This is a genomic window from Nocardioides jejuensis (assembly GCF_004337475.1).
In the GTDB taxonomy this organism is placed as follows: domain Bacteria; phylum Actinomycetota; class Actinomycetes; order Propionibacteriales; family Nocardioidaceae; genus Nocardioides; species Nocardioides jejuensis.
This window is the reverse complement of record NZ_SJZJ01000011.1, coordinates 18842-38422: the sequence shown is the minus strand read 5'-3', so window position 1 is coordinate 38422 and position 19581 is coordinate 18842. Positions and strand designations below refer to the sequence as shown.

The following is a 19581-nucleotide window of genomic DNA, read 5'->3' as shown; positions in this document are numbered from 1 at the left end:
CACGCCTGGTGCCCCGCGGTTCAGCCGGTAGGGGCGAGCGTTGCGAGCAGTGCCGGGCTCGGTACGGCGCTCGCCGGGTCCGCCGACGGATCGGCTACAGCTGTCGGGTCTGCGACGGGTGTGGGGTCCGGAGTCGGCACGGGGTCCGGAGTCGGCACGGGGTCCGGGGTCGGCGTCGGGTCCGGAGTCGGCACGGGGTCTGGTGTCGGCGTCGGGTCCGGTGTGGGCGTGGGCTTCGGCGGCGTGGGGGTCGGCGTGGGCTTCGGGGGCTTGGGCGCCGGGGTCGGATCCGTGGACGGCGTCGGCTTGGCCGGCGGCTTCGCTGCGGGCTCCTGGTTCGCCTCGTCCGGCGCGGGCGGCGGCGTGATCACGATGCCGATGGTCGTGATGGAGACGGGCGGGAGCGCGACGGGTGCGGCGTACGCACGGCGGAAGGCCTCGACCTCGTGCACATAGCGAGGGCGGTCGTTCTGGGTGCGCAGGGCCGCGCGGCGGTCCTGCCAGTCGGCGAGATCGGCGTGCTTGTTGCACAGTGCGACGCCGAGCGCGAGTGCGGCGTCGTCGAGGTCGTAGGGACTGCGGAGACCGTCACCGTCGCCGTCCACCGCAATCCGCTGCCAGAGGGAGGGAAGGAGCTGCAGCGGCCCTAGCGGGTGGTCGGCATCGGGATCGTGATCCCAGGTGCCGCCGTCCGTGTCGGGGAGCGGAGGAAGGTGACGCGACGGCCTCGCGACAGGTGTGCCGATCAGGGCGGGGAACATCCGGGCGCGCGGCCCGAGCTTCCACGCGCCGAGCCGGCCGTGATCGCTCTCGACCTTGCCGATGGCGGCGAGCAGGGGAGCGGTGAGGTGGCAGTCCGGAGCCGCCTCTTCCATGACGACAGCCGCTCGCTGGTACGCCGCGAGCGCCCGGTCGGGTACGTCGAGGAGGTCCTCGTCGCGCGTCGAGAGCCCGCGCGGGATGGGGCGCCACGCCACCACGGGTGCCGCCGCAGCGGTCGCGTCGAGGGGCTGCGCCTCCTGCACCTCCTGCGTCGGCTCCGGCGATGGCTGGTCGTCGGCAGCCTGAGCAGCTCCGCCGGTGGCGGCGATGCCGAAGAGGCCGAGCGGGATTCCGAGGGGGACGGCTGCGAGTCGGGTCCGCTTCATGGGTTCGATGCTCACGGTCCACGGCCTGCGGGCGCAGCGCTTCGGGTAGGGGTCTGGGGTGGTCAGAGCAGCCGTAGTGTCCAAGAACTGGGGTCAGGTCCGGGGTCGGCAGGTGCAGCGTGGCCTGCTCGGTGCCCCCGAGCGGCGACCCTGCCGTGTGGCTGTCGGCGCTGCCCCGTCGACCACGTCTGTGCGAGGGTGGCGCGGGGCATTGACCCACACGCCACGACCCAAACGGGGTGACCTGACATGGCAGCGATGAACCCACTCCCGCAGGACGTCCTGGCGCCGCCGGCGAAGTCCGCGATCTTCCTGGTCCTGACTGTCCGCGACGGTGACGAGGCCGCGGACACGGTGCGCGGCGTACTCGGCGATGTCGCGGCGTTGGTGCGGTCGGTCGGGTTCCGGATCCCGGAGGCCCAGCTCAGCTGTGTCGCGGGTGTCGGGTCCGTGCTTTGGGACCGCCTATACCCGGCGGCGAAGCGTCCGCTGCACCTCCGCCCGTTCACGCCGCTGACGGGCGCGAAGCACGCTGCGCCGTCCACGCCGGGCGACCTGCTCTTCCACATCCGCTCGTCCCGGCAGGACACCTGCTTCGAGCTCTCCCGCCAGCTGATGGCCCGGCTCGGGTCGGTGGCTGACGCAGTCTTCGAGATCCAGGGCTTCCGCTACTACGACGAACGCGACCTGCTCGGCTTCGTCGACGGCACGGAGAACCCGGGCGGCGCGATCGCCGTCGACACGGTCTTCGTCGGCGACGAGGACCCGGAGTACGCCGGCAGCAGCTACGTCATCGTGCAGAAGTACCTGCACGACCTCGAGGCCTGGGGCGCGCTGACCGTCGAGCAGCAGCAGCTGGCCATCGGCCGCACCAAGTCCGACGACATCGAGCTGCCCGACGACGTGAAGCCCGCCAACTCCCACGTCGTGGTCAACTCGATCGTGGAGGCCGACGGCACCGAGCGGCGGATCGTCCGCGAGAACATGCCGTTCGGGTCAGCGGCGGCAGGGGAGTTCGGCACCCTCTTCTGCGGCTACGCGGCCGACCCCGCGATCACCGAGCTGATGCTGCACCGCATGTTCATCGGCGAGCCTGCCGGCAACCACGACCGGATCCTCGACTTCTCGACGGCGGTCACGGGCTGCTCCTTCTTCGTCCCGACTGCGACATTCCTCGAGGACAGCGCCGGTTAGAGGTACCACGCCGGCAGCTCGCCGGGCCGGAGGTCGGTCGGGTCACCGGGACGGGTCAGGGTCAGTACCGCCCGCACGATCTCGGGGCGCTCCTGGAGCTGGTCGGCGATCTCCCCGAGACGGCCGGCGACGGATGACTCGGGCGCATCCCCGACGAGGTCGACGGCCGCCACGAGGTAGATCCGGTCGGCGCCGATCCACTCCATGCGCAGGTAGCTGACCCGGTCGATCTCGGGGTGGTCGACGAGCGCGCGCAGGGCGACGTTGCGCGCCAGGGGCGTCACCGCCTCGCCGGCCAGGAAGTCCATGTTGCGCCCCATGAGGAAGAGCGCGACCACGCCGAGCAGCAGGCCGACCAGGATCGAGCCCACGGCGTCCCACGCAGGATTCCCGGTGATCTGGTGGAGGGCGATGCAGGTGGTCGCGATGCCGATGCCGATCAGCGCCGAGAGGTCCTCCGCGACGACCGCCCGGAGCATCGGGTTGGAGGTCACGTGCAGGTAGCGCAACGGGTGCAGGCGGCGGGTCACCGCGGCCGATCGGGTCTGCCGCACGGCCTGCAGGAACGAGGTGCCTTCCAGCACCACGGAGACCGCGAGGACGCCGTACGCCCAGAGGTAGGAGGCGCCCTCCTCGGGCGTCGACAGCGACTGGATGCCGTGCCAGATCGAGACCGCCGAGCCGACCGTGAACAGGCCGAACGCCGCGAACATCGACCAGATGTAGCCGACCCGTCCGTAGCCCAGGACGTGCGTGGCGTCGGCAGGGCGGGCGGCCTTGCGGGCGCCGACCAGCAGGAAGATCTCGTTGCCGGTGTCCGCCCAGGAGTGCGCGGCCTCCGCGGACATCGACGCCGATCCGGTGAACACCGCGGCGACCGTCTTCGCGACCGCGATCAGGAGGTTCGCGGCGAAGGCGACCAGGATGGTCAGCAGGCTCTCGCTGGATTGCTGGGTGCTCACACACCAGACGCTAGGTCATCAGGGATGGGTGGAGGCTGGCACGGCATCATGGACTGAGCAGATCACCCGCAAACGAGGGGCAGCCACATGGACGACGCAACGAAGCAGCGGATCAAGGCGGCACTCGTCGCCCACGCGACCGAGGCCCTGGCCGGGCTGCAGGCCCAGATCGGCGACGACGATGCCGCGAGCCGGATCCCCGCGGGGGACACCTACCAGGCCGACGACCTGTCCCAGGCCGACGAGGCAGGTGACCTCGGCGCCCTCCTCGAGCTCTCCCTCGCGCGCCAGCAGGCAGCGCTGGACGCCGCGGAGACCCTCGACGTCACACCGACCGATGTCGTCCGGCCGGGCGCCGTGGTCTCCTTCGGTGGCTCGTCGTACGTCGTCGGGGTGCTCGCCGACGCCTTCGAGGCCGACGGCGTGAGCTACGAGGGGATCAGCGCCGACTCACCCGTCGGTACGGCGATCGCCGGCCTCCGTGCGGGCGACACCTTCACCGTCAACGGTCAGAGCCACACGCTCGACACCGTCGCCTGAGATGGCGGCGCGACAGCCGATGTCCGCGATCCCGCGGGTGATCGGCGCTTCGGTCCTCGGCCTGATCGGTGCCTTCGCGATGGCTGCTGTGGCTGGGCCCGCCCTTGGCGTCCTCGTCGGGATCACGGTCAGCTCGGCCGTGTTCGTCGTCGTGGGATGGTCCGTGCTGTGGCCGATGGACGCAGCGGAGACGCGCGAGTTCGTCGGCCGCGAGGTCGTCGACAAGGCGCTCGAGGAGGGCATCATCGTCTTCGCCGCGGTGGGTGGTCTGGCCGCGATCGTGGTGCTGATGGCCCTCGGCCACGGTGCCGACAGCGCGACCGCCGCGCTCGCGCTGGCCGGCGTCTTCCTGGCCTGGGGGTCGGTCCACCTGATGTACGCGACGCGCTACGCCGACCTCTATTACACCGATGGCGCGGGCGGGATCGACTTCAACAATGGGCAGGACGCCCATCCGGCGTACCGCGACTTCCTCTACTTCAGCTACAACCTCGGCATGACCTACGCCGTGTCCGACACCAACGTGACCCGCACCGAGATCCGGTCGGTCGTGCTCCGGCACTGCCTGCTGTCGTACGTCTTCGGGGCCCTGATCCTGGCGACGACGATCAACCTGGTCGTCGCCATCGTCAACGCCTGAGTCGCTCCGGTCCGTGCCGACGTCGACCGATCTGGACACCGAGCTCGGCCTCGAGGTCGCGGATACACACCGAGATCGCGGGCTGGGTGACGTGGCCCGTCTCAGCCGAGGGCGATCGTCGCGTCGCGGACGAACGCCGGGTCCTCGAGCTGCTCGCCGTACGCCTCGCGGAGCTGGCCCATCCGGTAGCGGATCGTCTGCGGGTGCACGAAGAGCGCCTCGGCGATGTCGTCGCGCCGGCCCTGGTGCAGCAGCCAGGCGCGCAGGGTCTCGGTGAGCTTCTCGCGCTGGCCCTCGCGCAGCTCGGCGAGCGGTGCCAGGACCCGGGCGCGGAGGTCGTCGCGCGCGCCCGCATCGGCCAGCACCACGAGCGACGCAAGGTGCTGATCGGTGTCGATGACCCCCTCGCCGAGGGCAAGGGAGAGGGCCCGCGCGGCACGCTGGAACGACGCCTGCGCGGAGGTCCAGGACACCGTCGGACCGACGACCGCAGCCGTGTCGGCGAGGGTACGCAGCAGCACCGGGCGCGCCCCCGGCACGAGCAGGACCGCGTGGTCCGGCAGGCCGCCGTACGGCTCGAGTGCCTCGACGTCGCCGGCGAGCCCGAGGGTGCGGGCGTCGAGCACGGACCGGACGGAGCGGGCGGCCGCGAGCGGCAGGATCACCGCGGTCAGTCGCTGGGGAGGGCGCCAGTCGGCCTGCTCGGCGAGCTGGGTCAGCCGCTCGGCCTCGCGTCCGCCGATCAGGGCCGTCGCGAGCTGGGCCAGCTGGCGTTCGCGGAGCCGGCCGCTGCGGGCCAGCTCCTCCGCGTGGCCGGCCAGGCTCTCGCCCGACAGCTGGTCGAGGAAGTCGAAGACCACCTCGGCGAAGCTGGCCAGACCCTCGGCGCTGAGGCCGTGCTCGACGGCCACGCGGCTCATGTCGCGCCAGGCGGTTGCCGTCCCGATCCGGTACGCCGACGTGAGCGCGTCCATGCTCCGCCCGGAGCGGGCCTCGCCACGCCCGAGGTCGTACGCCGCCGCGCGCACCTGCCCGGCCGCATCTGAGGCGTCGGCGCCCGGCGAGGTCACGATGTCGAAGAAGCCGGCGAGTGCGAGGGTCACGGCCGTCTGGATGGTCTTGCCCATCCGACCCTGGAACGCCGCGGAGTACGCCGGCACCTCGGCCATGATCGCGGCCACGACCTTCTCGCCGAGGCGGGGGAGGCGGGCGCGCAGTGCCGTCAGCTGGTCCTCGGAGAACCGCAGCGGCACGGTCATCAGGCGGTCGGTCACGTCCTGCATCCTTTTGTGCGAATCGAACAAAAGAGGCCGCTGGATTCACCGGCAGCAGTCAGGAGTTTACGCGCAGCGGCGCCGAGACTGGAACACATGAGTTCGCTCCTCACCCGGGTCGTCGAAGCCGCCACCACGCCGCTCCTGCCCGCCGACTACCTCGACCTGGTCGCGCCGCTCCGCGCCGGTGCGCCGCTGCGTGGCCGCATCGTGGCTGTCGAGTCGGAGACCCGAGACGCGGCGACCATCGTGATCAAGCCCGGCGCCGACTGGGCCGGCCACGTGCCGGGCCAGTACGTCCGCATCGGCGTCGACGTCGACGGCGTCCGCAACTGGCGCGCCTACTCGCTGACCCACGGTCCGCGCCGCGACGGCCTGATCTCGGTCACGGTCAAGGCGGTCCCCGACGGCAAGGTCAGCAACTTCCTCGTGCACCGCACCACGCCGGGCACGCTGGTCCACCTCGAGCAGGCCGCGGGCGAGTTCGTCCTGCCGGCCGACGAGCGCGGCGTCACCCCGCTGTCGCACCGCAAGCTCCTCTTCGTGACCGCCGGCTCGGGCGTGACCCCGGTCGTCGGCATGCTCCGCAACCTCTTCCCGTCGACCGACGAGGGCGTGCTGCGCCCCGGCCGCAGCCGGGACCTCGACGTCACCGTCGTCCACGTCGCGCCGAGCAAGCCCGACTCGATCTTCCTCAGCGACCTGCAGGCGCTCGACGCGGCCGGCGCGATCAACCTGGTCGCCCGGTACGACGACGAGCACGGCGTCCTCGACGTTGCGGCACTCGACCAGCTGGTGCCCGACCTGGCCAGCCGGACGACGTACGCGTGTGGTCCGGGCGGCCTGCTCGCCGCACTCGAGGCGCACCACGAGGCCCGCGGGCTGGCCCTGCAGACCGAGCAGTTCCGCGCGGCGACGATCGTCGCCGGCGAGGGCGGCACCGTCCACGTGGGTGGCCAGGCGATCGACGCCGACGGCGCCACTCCTGTCCTGGACGCGGCCGAGTCGGCCGGCGTCCTCATGCCCAGCGGATGCCGGATGGGCATCTGCATGGGCTGCGTCCTCCCGCTGAAGGAGGGCGCCGTCCGCGACCTCCGCACCGGCGAGGTCACCACGGCCGACGCCATGACCGGCCCCGTCAAGATCCAGACCTGCATCACGGCCGCCGCCGGCCCGTGCCACATCGAGAACTGAGGGAGTTCCCCATGACCGCGATCCAGAAGCTCGAGCAGAACCCCGTCGCCCACCTGACGCCGGAGGACATCGAGGCGTTCGGCGCCGAGATCGAGGCGATCCGCCAGGAGGTGCTCGCCAAGCGCGGCGCCGACGACGCGGCGTACATCCGCAGGATGATTGCCTTCCAGCGCTGGCTGGAGGTGGGCTCGCGCGCCACGCTGCTGGCCAGCGTCTTCCCGCCCGCCTTCGTGCTGGGCACGGCCGGACTCACCATCGCCAAGATCCTCGAGAACATGGAGATCGGCCACAACGTCATGCACGGCCAGTGGGACTGGATGCGTGACCCGAAGATCCACTCGACCAACTGGGACTGGGACAACGCGACGCCCGCCGCCGCCTGGAAGCACAGCCACAACGAGCTGCACCACACGTACACGAACGTCCTCGGCAAGGACAACGACCTCGGCTACTCGATCATGCGCGTCGACGAGGACCAGCGCTGGCACCCGTTCTTCCTCGCGCAGCCGCTGTGGAACGCCATCAACGCCTGCATCTTCGAGTACGGCATCGCGGCGTACGACCTGGAGCTCGGCAAGAACCTGCGGATCCCGAAGGAGAAGCGTTCCGAGGAGTTCACCAAGGGCGCGGCGGCGACGCTGAAGAAGATCCGTGGCCAGATGCTCAAGGACTACGTCGTGCACCCGCTCGTGGCGGCGCCGTTCGGTGCCCTCCTGCCGACGCTGGCCGCGAACGTGATCGCCAACGTGGGCCGCAACATCTGGAGCCACTCGATCATCATGTGTGGCCACTTCCCCGAGGGCGTCGCGGTCTTCGAGAAGGCCTCGATCGAGGGCGAGACAAAGGCCGAGTGGTACCTCCGTCAGGGCCTCGGCTCGGCCAACATCACCGGCGGCAAGCTGATGGACATCATGAGCGGCAACCTGTCGCACCAGGTCGAGCACCACCTCTTCCCCGACCTCAACTCCAACCGCCTCGCCGAGGTCGCGCCGAAGGTCAAGGCCGTCTTCGAGAAGTACGACCTGCCGTACGTCGAGGGCTCGTTCCCGAAGCAGCTCGCCAGCGCCTGGCACAAGGTCTTCCGCCTCTCGCTGCCCAACGGCTGGCTCGCGACGACCACGCCGAAGAACGCCCCCAAGCGGATGGCGCAGCTCTACAAGATGTCGACCGGCGGTCGGAAGGCGCGCAAGGCGATCCAGGCCGAGCTCGATGCGGCTGCTGCCTGAGCCGCGTGAGTTCACGCCGGGCACCTGATCGGAAACGCGCGCGCAACGTGGTGCCCCTAGCGTGGCGGCCGTGACCATCCGCGTAGCACTCGAGCACCGCACGACGTACACCTTCGCCGAGCCGGTGGCCGTGCACCCGCACACGGTCCGGCTCCGGCCGGCGCCGCACTCCCGGACGCCGATCGACTCGTACTCGCTGACGGTCAGCCCACGCGGCCACTTCCTGAACTGGCAGCAGGACGCGTTCGGCAACTTCATGGCCCGGCTGGTCTTCCCCGAGCCGGTCAAGGAGCTCGAGATCACCGTCGACCTGGTCGCCGACCTGACGGTCATCAACCCGTTCGACTTCTTCGTCGAGGAGTACGCCGAGCACTACGGCTTCGCCTACCCGGCCGACCTGCTCGCGGACCTCGAGCCCTATCTGAAGCCCGTCGACGAGACGCCGGGGACAGGCCCGGGCCCGCTGGTCACCGCGTGGCTCGCCGAGCACGACCTGGCCTCGCTCGCGGGTGCCACGGGCATCGTCGACTTCCTGGTGAAGGTCAACCAGGCGGTCAACGGCAGCGTCGCGTACTCGGTCCGCATGGAGCCCGGCGTGCAGACGCCGGACCAGACGCTCGACCGGGCGATCGGCTCGTGCCGCGACTCGGCCTGGCTGCTGGTGAGCGTGCTGCGCGAGCTCGGCCTGGCCGCCCGGTTCGCGAGTGGCTACCTGGTGCAGCTGGCTCCCGACGACGCCGCGGACGGCGGCCCGGCCGAGGACTTCACCGACCTCCACGCCTGGACCGAGGTCTACGTGCCGGGTGCCGGCTGGATCGGACTCGACCCGACGTCGGGACTCTTCGCCGGCGAGGGCCACATTCCCCTCTCGGCCACCCCGCACCCGAGCGGCTCGGCACCGATCGCGGGATCGACCGACCCGATCCAGGTCTCCTTCGACTTCTCCAACACGGTTACGCGGATCCACGAGGACCCGCGCATCACGCTGCCGTACAGCGAGCAGCAGTGGGAGGCCGTCAACACCCTCGGCGCGTATGTCGACGGCCTGCTCGAGGCGGGCGACGTACGGCTGACCATGGGTGGCGAACCGACCTACGTCAGCATCGACGACCAGGCGAGCGAGCAGTGGGCGACGGCGGCCGACGGCCCCGGCAAGCGCGAGCTGGCCCGGGAGCTGACCGCCCGCCTCAAGGAGCGCTGGGCGCCGCACGGCCTGGTCCACCACGGCCAGGGCAAGTGGTACCCCGGCGAGCCGCTCCCGCGCTGGCAGGCCCAGCTCACCTGGCGCGCCGATGGGGAGCCGGTCTGGTCCGACGCGGCACTCCTCGACCACCCGTGGGGTCCGCCGACCGACCCGACGGGCGACGACGTCCGGGAGATCGCCGCCGGCCTCGCTGCCCGCCTCGGCGTACCTGCCGACCACGTCCTGCCGGCGTACGACGACCCGTACGCTGCCCGCTGGGACGAGGCGCGCCAGCCCTGGGGCGAGCCCGAAGGAGCGGCGCCGGCCGTCCGCGAGGTCGACGAGGCGGCGCTCGATGCCGAGCGGGCCTGGGTCGTCCCGGTCTTCGAGAACCCCTCCGGCGAGGGCTGGGGCACCACGCAGTGGCACCTCCGCCGGCGCCGGCTCTACCTCACCGCGGGCGACTCGCCTGCGGGCCTGCGGCTGCCGCTCGACTCGATCGCGTGGCAGGCCCCGCCGGACCTGCCGGACGTCTCCCCGTTCGCACCGCGCCCGGCCCTCACGGCGTACGCCGAGCTGCTGGCCGCCGAGCCGGCGGAGGTCCTGCCGGTGGAGTCCGCGCCACGGCACGCGGTGGTCGTCGAGGCCCGCGAGGGGCACCTCTACGTCTTCCTCCCGCCGCTGACCGACCTCGACCGCGCGCTCGCCCTGATCGCCGCGATAGAGGCGAGCGCCGCCACCGTCGAGATGCCGGTCGTGATCGAGGGCTACCCACTGCCCGGCGACCCGCGCACGCAGGCGCTGTCGGTGACTCCCGACCCGGGTGTCATCGAGGTCAACATCCAGCCGACGGCCAGCTGGGCCGAGCTGCGCGAGGTCACCGAGACGCTCGCGGAGGACGCGAAGGCGGTCCGTCTCGGCACGGAGAAGTTCGACGTCGACGGCACCCACACCGGCACCGGCGGTGGCAACCACTTCACGCTCGGTGGTCCGACCGCGGCGGACAGCCCGCTGTTGCGCCGGCCGGACCTGCTCCGCAGCCTGCTCACCTTCTGGCAACACCACCCGGCCCTCTCCTACGTCTTCGCGGGGCGCTTCCTGGGCCCGACGAGCCAGAGCCCGCGTGTCGACGAGGGGCGCAACGAGACGCTCTACGAGCTCGAGATCGCCTTCGCCGAGCTCGACCGCGCGACGCGGGAGTCGCCGGACGGCGTGGCCCCGGCCTGGATCGTCGACCGGCTGCTGCGCCACCTGCTGACTGACCTGACCGGCAACACGCACCGCGCCGAGTTCTGCATCGACAAGCTCTACAGCCCCGACGGCAACCGCGGCCGCCTCGGCCTGCTCGAGCTGCGCGGCTTCGAGATGCCTCCGCACCCGCGGATGGCGCTGGTCCAGGCGCTGCTGATCCGGGCACTCGTGGCCCGCTTCTGGAACGAGCCCTACACGGGCGCGCTCGTGCGCTGGGGCACCCGGCTGCACGACCGCTTCCTGACCCCGGCGTTCGCCACCGCCGATCTGTACGACGTGGTTGCCGAGCTCAACGCCTGGCTCCGTGCCCACGACCCCGAGGCACCGCTCTTCGACCCGGCCTGGTTCGACGCGTTCCTCGAGTTCCGCTTCCCGCGGCTCGGTGAGGTTGACGTCGCCGGCGTCCACCTCGAGGCACGTCAGGCGATTGAGCCCTGGCACGTGCTCGGCGAGGAGATGGCGCTGGGCGGAACCGCGCGTTACGTCGACTCCAGCGTCGAGCGGCTGCAGATCCGGGCCACGGGCCTGGTCGAGGGCCGTCATGTCGTGACCTGCAACGGCGTACCCGTCCCGCTGACGGCCACTGGCATCCCGGGCGACTACGTCGCGGGCGTCCGCTACCGCGCGTGGGCGCCGTACTCCGCCCTGCACCCGACGATCGGGGTGCACTCGCCGATCGTGGTCGACCTCGTCGACCGGTGGAACTCGCGCAGCCTCGGGGGGTTCACCTATCACGTGGTGCACCCGGGGGGACGGTCATACGAGGACCGTCCGGTCAACGCGATGAGTGCCGAGGCACGGCGGGCAACCCGCTTCCGTGCCGGCGGCCACACAGCGGGCCCCGTGGACGTCGACGCCGTGGCGCCGATCGATGCCGCTGCAGGTGTCGAGTACCCGACCACACTGGACCTTCGGCGCTTCTCCCCGGGAAATCGGTCGTAGGGTCTGCGCGTGACCTCCTCGCTCAACCCGGCTGCCGCCGCCGCGCCCGCGGGTGCGTCGTCCGGCGTCCTCGCGGACTACCGCGGGCGGCTGGGCGACCACGGGCCCGACCCGCTGCTCGGCTCGGACGAGCTGATCGCCGGGGGCGACGTCCGGCCGACCCAGCTGTTGCTTGCCGACGCGATCGAGGCCATGGGCCAGGGCGGTCTGCTGGCGGCGCGCGCCGAGACCCGGCGTCTCGTCCACGACGACGGCATCCGCTACGGCGTCGGCGGCATCGACGGGATCCGCGACCGCCACTGGCGGCTCGACCCGCTGCCCGTCGTGCTCACCTCGGAGGAGTGGAGTGGTCTCGAGCGCGGCATCCAACAGCGCGCCACCCTCCTCGCCGCCCTCCTCGAGGACCTGTACGGCGACCGGCTGCTGCTGCGTCGCGGCGTGATTCCGGCCGAGGTCGTGCTCGGCCATCCGGGCTTCCTGCGGCAGGTCGACGGGATCCGCAGCCGCGGCGGCCTCGTCCTCGGTGCCCACGACCTCGGGCGCGACACGGACGGCACCTGGCGGGTCCTGGCCGACCGGACGTCGGCGCCCTCAGGTGCCGGCTACGCGATGGCCAACCGACGCGTGACGACGCGCGTGCTCGCCGGTCTCCACCGCAGCACGGAGCTGGCCCGCCTGCGCGGCTTCTTCCACACCATGTCGGCTGCCGTCCGCGAGGCAGCGCCGCCGACGAGCGAGGTGCCGCGCGTCGTTCTCCTGTCGCCGGGGCCGATGTCGGAGACGGCGTACGACCAGAGCTTCCTGGCCAGCCTGCTTGGCTTCCCGCTCGCGGAGTCCGATGACCTGATGCTCCGCAACGGCCGGGTCTGGCTGCGCGCGGCGGGGCGTCTCGAGCCGGTCGATGTCGTGCTGCGCCGCGTGGACCCGGAGTACTGCGACTCCCTCGACCTCCGCGCCGACTCGCAGCTCGGACTGCCCGGACTGGTCGAGGCGACCCGCCAGGGCAACGTGACCGTCGCCAACCCCCTCGGCGCCCAGGTGCTCGAGAACCCCGGCCTCGCGCCGTTCCTCCCGGCCGTCGCCCAGGCGCTGCTCGGCGAGGACCTGCAGCTCGCCGGCAAGCCTGCCTGGTGGTGCGGCGATCGCGACGGGCTCGCGCACGTGCTGGCGAACATCGACCGCCTGGTGCTGCGTCCGATCGCGACGGGAGGCGAGGTAGAGGCACAGCTCGGCGGGCACCTCTCCGCCGAAGGCCGCGATCGCCTGCGTCGCCGGATCGAGTCCGAGCCGTGGGCCTGGATCGGCCAGGAGCCCCTGCCGCTCTCGACGACCCCGGTCGTGACGCCCACCGGTCTGACCCCCGGCCGCCTGGTCCTGCGCACCTTCTGGGCGGAGCGCGACGGCGAGCGCCACGTCATGCCGGGCGGCCTCGCCCGGGCTGCCACCGGGCCCTCTCAGCTCCACGTCTCCAACTCGGGCGGTGCGATCGCCAAGGACGTCTGGGTGCTCGCACCCGAGACCGCCGAGGCTGGCTGGGGCGATCCCGGCGTACGACCCGACCTGGTTGCGGTCCGGCCGCGGGCCGTGGTTGCGCCCCGTGTCGCCGACAACCTCTTCTGGCTGGGCCGGTACGCCGAGCGCGCCGAGGCCGCGGGGCGCATCTTGCGTGTCTGCGACGACCTCGTCGAGGACCACGCCGCGCGTCCGGGCACGCCGGGCGAGCAGGCGATGCGCGCTCTCCTTGCGGCCGCCACCGCGATCACGCGGGTGCCGGGTGACCCCGCGCAGCCCCGCCAGCACGTGCGCACGATGGTCAGCGACCCGCTCCAGTCGGGCAGCCTGCGCTATGCGGCCGACCGGCTGGGCGACGCGGCCCAGCGCGTGCGCGACCAGCTCTCCCAGGACATCTGGCACGTGCTGTCGCGCCTGGACCGCACGCTGGCCCACGTGCCCTCCGACGAGCACCAGCTCCAGCCACGCCTGTACGACGTCCTCGAGTCGCTGCTCGCGGTCTCCGGTGTCATCGCCGAGTCGATGGTCCGTGACGAGACGTGGGGCTTCCTCGACGGCGGCATCCGCCTCGAGCGTGCCCAGTTCACCGTGGCGCTGCTCGCGTCCACGATCGCCCACGAGCGCCCGCCGATCATCGACGGCCAGCTGACCGAGGCGGTGCTCGAGGTGGGCGAGTCGATCCTGACCCACCGTCGCCGCACGGTGGCGGGTGAGGGCCCGGTCTGGCCGATCCACTCCGCGGTCTCGCTGCTGCTGCTCGACAAGGGCAATCCGCGCTCGGTGGCGTTCAGCGTCGACCGGCTCGTCGAGGACCTGCGTCTCGTCGGCGACGACGTGCTCGCCGCGAAGGCCGAGGCGCTGGCCGACCACATCGCCCGGGTCGACCTGGTCGAGGCCTGCACGGGCGACCGGTCCGGCCTGGGCGAGATCCTGGCGGAGGTGCGGGCCACGCTCCACGCCGTTTCCGACGACCTCACGCGCCGCCGCTTCGCCCGCAAGACCTCGCAGCGCACGCTACCGATCAGCTGGGCGGTGACGTCGTGAGCCAAGGCCCTGAGGACTGGACCCCGCGCCAGTACGACGTGCATCACCGCACGACGTACACGTATGAAGGTCCGGTGGAGTCGTGCTTCGAGCGCGGATTCCTCGCGCCGCGTGAGACGCCGTCGCAGCGCGTGCTCTCCAACGAGGTGGTCATCTCGCCCGACCCGCAGGTGATGACCGAGCACGTCGACCACTTCGGAAACCACTCCTTCTACGTCGAGATCCAGACCGCGCACAACGAGCTGATCGTCGAGAAGCGGAGCCGCTTCGAGGTGCACTGGCCGCAGCCGGACCTAGCCGCCCTCGACCGCTGGACCGTGGCGTCCGCGGCCGCCGAGCTGCTCGAATCCGCCGAGGCGGTCGAGCGCGTCGGGCACCTGCTGCCCTCGCCGCTGGTGCAGCCGGCTCCGGAGGTCGTCGACTACTGCCGGTCGGTGATCGGCCCCGACATGCCGCTCGGCGAGGCGATCCTTGCCCTGACCCGCGGGATCTACCGCGACTTCGCGTACAAGTCCGGCGTGACCACCGTGCGTACGACACTCCCGGAGCTGCTCGAGCTGCGACAGGGTGTCTGCCAGGACTTCGCCCACCTCGCGATCGGCTGCCTCCGCTCGCTGGGCCTGCCGACGCGCTACGTCTCGGGCTACCTCGAGACGCAGCCGCCTCCGGGTCAGGTGAAGCTCGCCGGCGCGGACGCCTCGCACGCCTGGGCATCGGTGATGGTGCCCGGGGGCGGCTGGGTGGATCTCGACCCGACCAACGACCACCTCGCCGACTCGCGCTACGTCGTCACGGCCTGGGGGCGCGACTTCCGCGACGTCTCTCCGCTGAAGGGTGTCGTCTTCGCCGAGGCGGCCGGTGCCTCGACGCTCAACGTGGCCGTCGACGTGACGCGGGTCTGACGCGCGGGGTCAGCCGATCCGGACCCGCTGGCGTCCGTCGTCGACGGGAAGGCCGCCGCGGGAGATGGCAGTGACGGCCATCTCGAGCAGGTCGGCGCGGCCGCTGACGATGGTCAGGAACGCGGTGTCCGCTGCATCGCGGCCCGTGGCGATCCGGACCAGCGCGGGCCGCGCGGCCAGGCCCGTGCCGTCGATGACGAACCACGCGCCGTCCATCAGCACCTCCGCCACGGCATGGAAGTCCATCGGCTGCAGCCCGGGCGCGTACGCCGACACGAGGCGCGCCGGGATCCCGCGGGCGCGGAGGAACGCCACGATCAGGTGGGTGCTGTCGCGGCAGACTCCCTCCCGGCTGAGGTAGGTCTCGAGTGCACCGTCGACCGGGTCAGTGCTCTCCGGCGCGTAGACGACGTTGTCGAGGACCCAGCGGCGGGCGCCCTCGACGAGGTCCCATCCCGACAGCTGGCCGAGGTGCGAGTACGCGACGTTGGCGAGGCGGTCGGAGTCGGCGTAGCGGCTCGGTCGCAGGTACTCCACCTGGTCCATCGGCTCGGCGTCGAGTGGCGTGCTGCCGCTGACCGTCGCGGCGTACTCCACCTGCAGGAGGCCGCTCGGGGTGGCGACGCGGTGCAACCGCGTGCCGTGCGCGTCGGTGAGCTCGACGATCGCCGCGGGGTCGAGGGGCGTCCCGTCGAGCGTGACGAGCAGCGACTCGGACTCGACGGTGTTGGTCGATGCCACGGCGACCGAGAAGACCAGGTCGGCGGGCGTGGTCACCGAGAGCTGGATCCGGCTGCTCACGTCGCGCATGTGGAAACCGTAACGGTGTGAGCCGAATCGCCCTCGCGGCTGGGGCTACCCGGGAGTAACCTCGGGGCATGTCCTATGTCTCCTGCACCACCGTCGACGGCATCGCCCACGTCCAGCTGGCGCGCCCCGACAAGATGAACGCGCTGACGCTCGACCTGCTCGCGGACCTCGCCGCGACGTCGAGGAAGCTGCGCAAGGACAAGACCCTGCGTGCCGTTGTGGTCAGCGGTCAGGGCACGTCGTTCTGTGCCGGCCTCGACTTCGCGAACGTGCTGAAGAACCCGGGCGGCATCCTCCGCGCCTTCGTGCCCAACCCGCTGCGCGGCACCAACATCTTCCAGGAGGCCCCGTGGGGCTTCCGCCGGATCCCGGTCCCGGTGATCGCGGCGGTCCACGGCAACTGCCTCGGTGGTGGCCTGCAGATTGCGCTCGCGGCAGACTTCCGCTTCGCGACGCCGGACTCCACCTGGTCCGTGCTCGAGGGCAAGTGGGGCCTGATCCCGGACATGTCCGGCGTGCAGGCGCTCAAGGAGCTCGTCGGCATCGACACCGCCAAGAAGCTGACCATGACCGCCGAGATGTTCTCCGGCAAGGAGGCCCGTGACATGGGCCTCGTGACCGACCTCGACGCAGACCCGCTCGCTGCGGCGTTCGCGCTCGCCGAGCAGCTCAAGGTCCGCTCGCCCGACCAGCTCGCGGCCGCCAAGCGCCTCTTCAACGACTCGTGGAACGCCTCCCCGCGGCGCACCTTCGCGCGGGAGCGGGTCGAGCAGTTCTTCCTGCTGATCGCGCGCAACACCTCGGCGGCGCGCAACGCGGCGTTCCAGAAGTCGACGCCGTCGTACAGCCCGCGCCAGCGCTGATCCGACCGCGCTGACGACAGGCGGGGTGGGGGATCTCACTCCGCCTGTTTTCGCTGGTCAGAGGGGTTGTCAGGTAGTCTCTTGACATCCGCCCAGTCTTGCCGCGGATCGGCAGCCGCCTCGCGGCTGCGCCTCGCTTCCCGAGGCCATTCTCCCGCTTCGCGCGGGCGTTCTGGTGAGACACCGAACGAAACGACTCTCCTGTGTCTGATTTCTCCGACCTCGGCGTACCCACGCCGCTGGCCACCGTCCTGGCTGTCCAGGGCATCACCACCCCCACCCCGATCCAGAAGGCCACGCTCCCGGACTCCCTCGCGGGCCGCGACGTGCTGGGCCGCGGCCGCACCGGCTCCGGCAAGACCTACGCCTTCCTGCTCCCGATGGTCGCGCGCCTCGCCGCCTCGGGTCGCAAGCCCCGCCCGGGTGCTCCCCGCGCCCTGATCCTGGCCCCGACGCGCGAGCTCGTCGGCCAGATCGAGGCCTCGCTCAAGCCGCTCGCGGCCGAGTTCGGCCTGACCACGCAGACCGTCTTCGGCGGCGTCGGCCAGAACCCCCAGGTCGCCGGCCTGCGCCGCGGCGCGGACGTCGTCCTGGCCTGCCCGGGGCGCCTCGAGGACCTGATCGCGCAGGGTCACTGCTCGCTCAAGGACATCGAGATCACCATCCTCGACGAGGCCGACCACATGGCCGACCTCGGCTTCCTGCCCGCCGTGCGCCGCCTGCTCCAGGCGACGCCGCCGCGTTCGCAGCGCCTGCTCTTCTCGGCGACGCTCGACAACGCCGTGGACCAGCTGGTCAAGAAGTTCCTCAACGACCCGGTCACGCACGAGGCCGACTCGGCCCAGTCGCCGGTCGCCAAGATGGACCACCACATCTTCCACGTACGCCGCGAGTCGCGCCTGCCGATCCTCGTCGACCTGACCCGCGCGCCGGGCCGCACGGTGGTCTTCACGCGGACCAAGCACGGCGCCAAGGCGCTCGCCCGCCAGCTCAACGCCAACGGCGTTCCGACGGTGGACCTGCACGGCAATCTCTCGCAGAACGCCCGCACCCGGAACATGGAGGCGTTCCACTCGGGCGCCGCCACGACCCTGGTCGCGACCGACGTCGCCGCGCGCGGCATCCACGTCGACGACGTGGCGCTCGTCGTCCACGCTGACCCGCCGGCCGAGCACAAGGCGTACCTCCACCGGTCCGGTCGTACGGCGCGCGCCGGCGCCGAGGGCACCGTCATCACGCTGATGACCGACGACCAGGTCCGGGACGTTCGTGCGCTGGCTCGCGCCGCCGGCATCAAGCCGACGACCACGGTCATCGGCGACGCGTCGCACCCGCTGCTCAAGACCCTCGCCCCCGGCGAGCGTGTCGAGGTCCCGGGTGGTCTCGCGGTCGAGGCGCCCGCGCAGCAGTCGGCTCCGAAGGCCGGCGGTGGCGCCGGCCGCAACCGCAACCGCTCGCGTTCGCGCACTGGCTCGGGCTCCGGCTCGGCGGGTGGCCAGTCCGGTTCGGGCCAGGGTCGCTCCGGCGGTCAGTCCCGCTCGGGTGGTCAGGCCCGCTCGGGTGGCCAGGGTGGCCAGGCGAAGTCCGGCGGCCAGGGTGGCCAGGGTGGCGGCCAGGGCAGCGCCCGCGGCGGCCAGCGCTCCGGCGGCCAGGGTGGCCAGGGCGGACAGCGCTCGGGTGGCGCGCGTCGTACCGGCTCCGGCTCGGGCGGCGGCAGCCACAGCGCCGCGAACTTCAGCCGCGGCCGCTGACCCTGCAGGACCAGCACTCGTAACAAGGGGTGGACTTCTCGTCACATACTGACGAAAAGTCCACCCCTTGGTGCTCCACCGCAGACCGCGGCGCCGAGACGAGGCTCATGCAACGCCGACACGAGGCTTGTGCCCTGCACAGGCCTCGTCTCAGCGTCGCACGAGGCCCGTCTCAGCACGGCACACGCCCCGTGTCGGCGTCGCACGAGGCCCGTCTCAGCACGGCACAGGCCCCGTCTCGGCGCGGGGCGGGCTACTTGGGCTGGTGCTCGCCCTCGATGCGGAACTCCGCGGCGGGGTAGACCCCCAGGACGGTCAGCTCGTCGGTGAAGAAAGCGAGTTCCTCGAGCGCACGCGCGAGCTCCGGCGACGACGGGTGTCCCTCGACATCGGCGAGGAACATCGTCGCGGTGAACTCGCCGTCGACCATGTAGGCCTCGAGCTTGGTCATGTTGACGCCGTTGGTCGCGAAGCCGCCGAGTGCCTTGTAGAGCGCGGCCGGCAGGTTGCGCACCCGGAAGACGAACGTCGTCACGACCATCTCGTCGGAGTCGGCCGCCGGCACCGGCGCCTCGACGTACTCCCGGGACAGGATGACGAAGCGGGTCGCGTTGTGGTCCTCGTCCTCGACGTTCTCGGCCAGGACGTCGAGCCCGTAGACGGAGGCCGCGAGCGGCGGGGCGAGGCACGCCCGCGAGGGGTCCGCCCACTCCGCGACCTCACGCGCCGAACCGGCGGTGTCGCCCGCGATGACCGGGCGGGCGCCGAGCGAGGCGATGATCCGGCGGCACTGACCCAAGGCGTGCACGTGCGAGTGGACGGTCTTGATCCCGTCGATCGACGCACCCGGGATCGCCATCAGGTGAAAGTGGATCGGCATGAAGTACTCACCCACGATGTGCAGGCCTGACTTCGGCAGCAGGTGGTGGATGTCGGCGACGCGGCCGGCGAGCGAGTTGTCGATCGGGATCATGCCGAGGTCGGCACGACCCTCCTGGATCGCGGCGAAGACGTCCTCGAACGACGCGCACGGCAGCGTCTCCCACGCGGGGTAGGCATCACGGCACGCGATGTCGGAGTTGGCGCCGGGCTCGCCCTGGTAGGCGATCGTCTTCGCAGTCACGGACACATCATCCACGACGTAC

The 19581-nt window shown here is 71.7% G+C and carries 15 protein-coding genes; 10 read left to right on the top strand and 5 right to left on the bottom strand.

Translation table 11 applies throughout. The features are described from left to right. Positions 1-20 precede the first annotated feature (20 nt). Positions 21-1148, bottom strand: coding sequence for a lysozyme family protein (locus EPD65_RS16225; protein WP_165872935.1), 1128 nt, complete (start codon positions 1146-1148; stop codon positions 21-23). Positions 1149-1397: 249 nt separating this feature from the next. On the opposite strand from EPD65_RS16225, the gene EPD65_RS08140 reads away from it, so the two are divergent. Next, positions 1398-2342, top strand: coding sequence for a Dyp-type peroxidase (locus tag EPD65_RS08140; RefSeq protein WP_207891466.1), 945 nt, complete (start codon positions 1398-1400; stop codon positions 2340-2342). Here the strand turns inward: EPD65_RS08140 and EPD65_RS08135 are convergent. Then, complete coding sequence (locus EPD65_RS08135; RefSeq protein WP_207891465.1) at positions 2339-3304, bottom strand: cation diffusion facilitator family transporter; 966 nt, start codon at positions 3302-3304, stop codon at positions 2339-2341. The two genes, EPD65_RS08140 and EPD65_RS08135, sit on opposite strands and share 4 nt — an antisense overlap. 87 nt (positions 3305-3391) lie before the next feature. Between EPD65_RS08135 and EPD65_RS08130 the strand changes: the two genes are divergently transcribed. Beyond that, entirely contained in the window at positions 3392-3844 is a 453-nt protein-coding gene (locus EPD65_RS08130; RefSeq protein ID WP_131582989.1) for a GreA/GreB family elongation factor, read from the top strand. Position 3845: 1 nt separating this feature from the next. Further along, complete coding sequence (locus tag EPD65_RS08125) at positions 3846-4484, top strand: DUF1345 domain-containing protein (RefSeq protein WP_131582987.1); 639 nt, start codon at positions 3846-3848, stop codon at positions 4482-4484. A gap of 101 nt (positions 4485-4585) precedes the next feature. Here the strand turns inward: EPD65_RS08125 and EPD65_RS08115 are convergent, their stop codons facing one another. Continuing rightward, positions 4586-5758: a PucR family transcriptional regulator gene (locus EPD65_RS08115; RefSeq protein WP_243640504.1), complete on the bottom strand. Its 1173-nt coding sequence runs from the start codon at positions 5756-5758 to the stop codon at positions 4586-4588. A 96-nt stretch (positions 5759-5854) separates the two neighbouring features. Between EPD65_RS08115 and EPD65_RS08110 the strand changes: the two genes are divergently transcribed. The 5 genes from EPD65_RS08110 (at position 5855) to EPD65_RS08090 (ending at position 15012) form a co-directional block, all read left to right on the top strand. Next, on the top strand, positions 5855-6952 hold the full coding sequence (locus EPD65_RS08110; RefSeq protein WP_131582985.1) for a ferredoxin reductase: 1098 nt from the start codon (positions 5855-5857) through the stop codon (positions 6950-6952). A gap of 11 nt (positions 6953-6963) precedes the next feature. Further along, a complete protein-coding gene (locus EPD65_RS08105) occupies positions 6964-8178 on the top strand; it encodes a fatty acid desaturase family protein (protein ID WP_131582983.1) in 1215 nt (404 codons plus the stop codon). A gap of 70 nt (positions 8179-8248) precedes the next feature. After that, positions 8249-11554: a transglutaminase family protein gene (locus EPD65_RS08100; protein ID WP_131582981.1), complete on the top strand. Its 3306-nt coding sequence runs from the start codon at positions 8249-8251 to the stop codon at positions 11552-11554. A 9-nt stretch (positions 11555-11563) separates the two neighbouring features. Then, positions 11564-14110, top strand: coding sequence for a circularly permuted type 2 ATP-grasp protein (locus tag EPD65_RS08095; RefSeq protein ID WP_131582979.1), 2547 nt, complete (start codon positions 11564-11566; stop codon positions 14108-14110). Further along, the gene (locus EPD65_RS08090; RefSeq protein ID WP_207891464.1) at positions 14107-15012 is read left to right on the top strand and encodes a transglutaminase family protein; all 906 of its coding nucleotides are present in this window, start codon (positions 14107-14109) and stop codon (positions 15010-15012) included. The genes EPD65_RS08095 and EPD65_RS08090 overlap by 4 nt, the downstream gene beginning before the upstream one ends. 9 nt (positions 15013-15021) lie before the next feature. On the opposite strand, the gene EPD65_RS08085 is transcribed toward EPD65_RS08090, so the two are convergent. Beyond that, entirely contained in the window at positions 15022-15822 is an 801-nt protein-coding gene (locus EPD65_RS08085; protein WP_131582975.1) for a transglutaminase-like domain-containing protein, read from the bottom strand. A 68-nt stretch (positions 15823-15890) separates the two neighbouring features. Between EPD65_RS08085 and EPD65_RS08080 the strand changes: the two genes are divergently transcribed. Both EPD65_RS08080 and EPD65_RS08075 read left to right on the top strand, forming a co-directional pair. After that, positions 15891-16685, top strand: a complete 795-nt coding sequence (locus EPD65_RS08080) for a crotonase/enoyl-CoA hydratase family protein (RefSeq protein ID WP_131582973.1) — start codon at positions 15891-15893, stop codon at positions 16683-16685. Between the two features lie 203 nt (positions 16686-16888). Continuing rightward, on the top strand, positions 16889-18436 hold the full coding sequence (locus EPD65_RS08075) for a DEAD/DEAH box helicase (RefSeq protein ID WP_131582971.1): 1548 nt from the start codon (positions 16889-16891) through the stop codon (positions 18434-18436). Positions 18437-18689: 253 nt separating this feature from the next. Here EPD65_RS08075 and EPD65_RS08070 read toward each other — a convergent pair whose 3' ends face one another. After that, positions 18690-19559, bottom strand: coding sequence for a prephenate dehydratase (locus tag EPD65_RS08070; RefSeq protein ID WP_131582969.1), 870 nt, complete (start codon positions 19557-19559; stop codon positions 18690-18692). Positions 19560-19581 lie beyond the last annotated feature (22 nt).

Bases quoted from the DNA above. Each gene is read 5' to 3' on its own strand.
- EPD65_RS16225 (WP_165872935.1), bottom strand. From the start codon at position 1,148: ATGAAGCGGACCCGACTCGCAGCCGTCCCCCTCGGAATCCCGCTCGGC.
- EPD65_RS08140 (WP_207891466.1), top strand. From the start codon at position 1,398: ATGGCAGCGATGAACCCACTCCCGCAGGACGTCCTGGCGCCGCCGGCG.
- EPD65_RS08130 (WP_131582989.1), top strand. From the start codon at position 3,392: ATGGACGACGCAACGAAGCAGCGGATCAAGGCGGCACTCGTCGCCCAC.
- EPD65_RS08125 (WP_131582987.1), top strand. From the start codon at position 3,846: ATGGCGGCGCGACAGCCGATGTCCGCGATCCCGCGGGTGATCGGCGCT.
- EPD65_RS08110 (WP_131582985.1), top strand. From the start codon at position 5,855: ATGAGTTCGCTCCTCACCCGGGTCGTCGAAGCCGCCACCACGCCGCTC.
- EPD65_RS08105 (WP_131582983.1), top strand. From the start codon at position 6,964: ATGACCGCGATCCAGAAGCTCGAGCAGAACCCCGTCGCCCACCTGACG.
- EPD65_RS08085 (WP_131582975.1), bottom strand. From the start codon at position 15,822: ATGCGCGACGTGAGCAGCCGGATCCAGCTCTCGGTGACCACGCCCGCC.
- EPD65_RS08080 (WP_131582973.1), top strand. From the start codon at position 15,891: ATGTCCTATGTCTCCTGCACCACCGTCGACGGCATCGCCCACGTCCAG.